The 2,667-nt window shown below is 64.4% G+C and carries 4 protein-coding genes; 3 read left to right on the top strand and 1 reads right to left on the bottom strand.

Annotated features, from left to right (window positions below):
- The coding region (locus tag EN949_RS36065; RefSeq protein WP_164782654.1) for a hypothetical protein at nucleotides 1-185 on the bottom strand (185 nt) is incomplete at its 3' end.
- A 65-nt stretch (nucleotides 186-250) separates the two neighbouring features.
- Between EN949_RS36065 and EN949_RS34465 the strand changes: the two genes are divergently transcribed.
- From EN949_RS34465 to phnL, 3 genes are all read left to right on the top strand, one after another.
- Nucleotides 251-1,150, top strand: a complete 900-nt coding sequence (locus EN949_RS34465) for an alpha-D-ribose 1-methylphosphonate 5-phosphate C-P-lyase PhnJ (RefSeq protein ID WP_013529519.1) — start codon at nucleotides 251-253, stop codon at nucleotides 1,148-1,150.
- Nucleotides 1,147-1,923, top strand: coding sequence for a phosphonate C-P lyase system protein PhnK (phnK, locus tag EN949_RS34460; protein WP_013529518.1), 777 nt, complete (start codon nucleotides 1,147-1,149; stop codon nucleotides 1,921-1,923). Before EN949_RS34465 ends, phnK begins: the two co-directional genes overlap by 4 nt.
- Nucleotides 1,924-2,131: 208 nt before the next feature.
- On the top strand, nucleotides 2,132-2,667 hold a 536-nt coding region (phnL, locus tag EN949_RS34450), incomplete at its 3' end, for a phosphonate C-P lyase system protein PhnL (RefSeq protein WP_127371959.1).

The raw sequence follows: 2,667 nt of genomic DNA, 5'->3' as shown, positions 1-2,667 counted from the left end.
CCACCATCGTGGGAATGACCGCCATAGCCGTCATACCCGGAGTAATCACCATTGCCGACGCCCACGGACTCACCTTGAGAGCCTTCTTTGGGGCCGGGCAGAATCATGCGCCGAAGGAAGAAGAGAACGACGCCGGCGAACACCACCAACAGAATTCCGAGATGCATCCATCCGGTCGAGTTCATCTGAATTCGCCCCTGTATCCGCGTCCTGGACGCCAATTCGATAGCACAATGTGGATGTGATCGCCATGACCGACATCGCCACCTACAACTTCGCCTATCTCGACGAGCAGACCAAAAGGATGATCCGCCGGGCGATCCTCAAGGGCATCGCCATTCCCGGCTACCAGGTGCCGTTCGCTTCGCGCGAAATGCCGATGCCCTACGGCTGGGGCACCGGCGGTGTCCAGGTCACCGCTTCGATCATCGGCCCGGACGATGTGCTGAAGGTCATCGACCAGGGCGCCGACGACACCACCAATGCGGTGTCGATCCGCGCCTTCTTCAAGAAAGTCGCCAATGTCGCGGTGACGACCGACACTGCCAGCGCCACCATCATCCAGACCCGTCACCGCATTCCCGAGCATCCGCTGACGGCGGCCCAGGTGCTGGTCTACCAGGTGCCGATCCCCGAACCCCTGCGCTTCCTCGAGCCGCGCGAGACCGAAACGCGCAAAATGCACGCGCTGGAGGAATATGGCCTCATGCACGTCAAGCTCTACGAGGACATAGCCAAGCACGGCCGCATCGCCACCACCTATGCCTATCCGGTCAAGGTCGAGGGCCGCTATGTGATGGACCCCTCGCCGACGCCGAAATTCGACAATCCCAAGATGCACCGCTCGCCGGCCCTGCAGCTGTTTGGCGCCGGCCGCGAAAAGCGAATCTACGCGGTGCCGCCTTTCACCGAAGTGGTCAGCCTCGACTTCGAGGATCATCCGTTCGAGGTCCAGACCTTCGACCAGCCCTGCGCGCTGTGCGCGGCCGAGAACGTCTATCTCGACGAAGTCATCCTCGACGACCATGGCGGTCACATGTTCGTCTGCTCCGACACGGACCATTGCGAGAAGCGGCGGGCGGACGGCCATCGCGGCCACCTTGCTCCAGAAAGCCATCTTGCCTCGGGAACAAGGGAGCCGGCGCAATGACCGACGAACCGCTGCTGCGTGTCGCAGCACTTTCTAAATTCTACGGTTCGCGCGTCGGCTGCGACAACGTCTCCTTCGACCTGTGGCCGGGCGAAGTCCTGGCTGTCGTCGGCGAATCCGGCTCCGGCAAGACGACGCTGCTCAACTGCCTGTCGACCCGGCTGCTACCGAGCTCCGGCACCGCCAGCTACCGCATGCGCGACGGCCAGTTCCGCGAGCTCTACCGCATGAGCGAGGCCGAGCGCCGCTTCCTGATGCGCACCGACTGGGGTTTTGTCCATCAGAACCCCGCCGACGGCCTGCGCATGACGGTGTCGGCGGGCGCCAATGTCGGTGAGCGGCTGATGGCGGTCGGCGACCGTCACTACGGCAGGATCCGCGCCACCGCCGTCGACTGGCTGTCGCGCGTCGAGATCGACGAGGACCGCATCGACGACGAGCCCCGCGCCTTTTCCGGCGGCATGCGCCAGCGCCTGCAGATTGCCCGCAACCTCGTCACCGGGCCGCGCCTGGTGTTCATGGATGAGCCAACAGGCGGCCTCGATGTCTCGGTGCAAGCCCGCCTGCTCGACCTGCTGCGTGGTCTGGTCACCGATCTCGGTCTGGCGGCCATCGTCGTCACCCACGACCTTGCCGTGGCGCGGCTCTTGTCGCAGCGCATGATGGTGATGAAGGACGGCCGCGTCGTCGAAAGCGGCCTCACCGACCGCGTGCTCGACGACCCGCGCGCGCCTTACACGCAATTGCTTGTTTCCTCGATTCTGCAGGTTTGACGATGGCGCCAAGGCACCCCCCTCTGGCCTGCCGGCCATCTCCCCCTCAAGGGGGGAGATTGGCTATCGTCCTCGGTTTCGCCACTCTCCAACGTTGCAGAACAAGCGCAACGAGAAAGCTGCCGATCTCCCCCCTTGAGGGGGAGATGCCTGGCAAGGCAGAGGGAGGCGTTGGCCCGCAAACGAACGACAATTGGAGGCCCTTCTGATGGCAACCCCCCTCGTTGTCTCCGACGTCGCCAAGAGTTTCACCATGCACCTGCGCGACGGCATCAAACTGCCTGTTGTCGCCGGTGTCTCGTTCTCGATCAGGGCTGGCGAATGCACCGTGCTCGGCGGTCCTTCCGGTGCCGGCAAGAGCTCGATCCTGAAGATGCTCTACGGCAACTACGCCGTCGACGAAGGCCAGATCATCGTCACGCATGATGATGGGCTGATCGACCTCGCCACCGCCAGCCCGCGCACCGTGCTGGCCATACGCCGGCAAACGATCGGCTATGTCAGCCAGTTCCTGCGCACCGTGCCGCGCGTCTCGGCGCTCGACGTCGTCGCCGAACCGCTGGTCGAGCGCGGCGAGGATCGCGAGATTGCCCGCGGCAAGGCGCGCGCCTTGCTGGCGCAGCTCAACCTGCCGGAGAAACTCTGGGCCTTGCCGCCTGCGACCTTCTCCGGCGGCGAGCAGCAGCGCGTTAACATCGCGCGCGGCTTCATCACCGAGCATCCGATCCTGCTGCTCGACGAGCC

The sequence above is a fragment of the Mesorhizobium sp. M7A.F.Ca.US.007.01.2.1 genome, from assembly GCF_003998165.1.
GTDB lineage: Bacteria > Pseudomonadota > Alphaproteobacteria > Rhizobiales > Rhizobiaceae > Mesorhizobium > Mesorhizobium ciceri.
The sequence above is the reverse complement of the archived record's forward strand: the minus strand, read 5'-3'. Positions and strand labels throughout refer to the sequence as shown.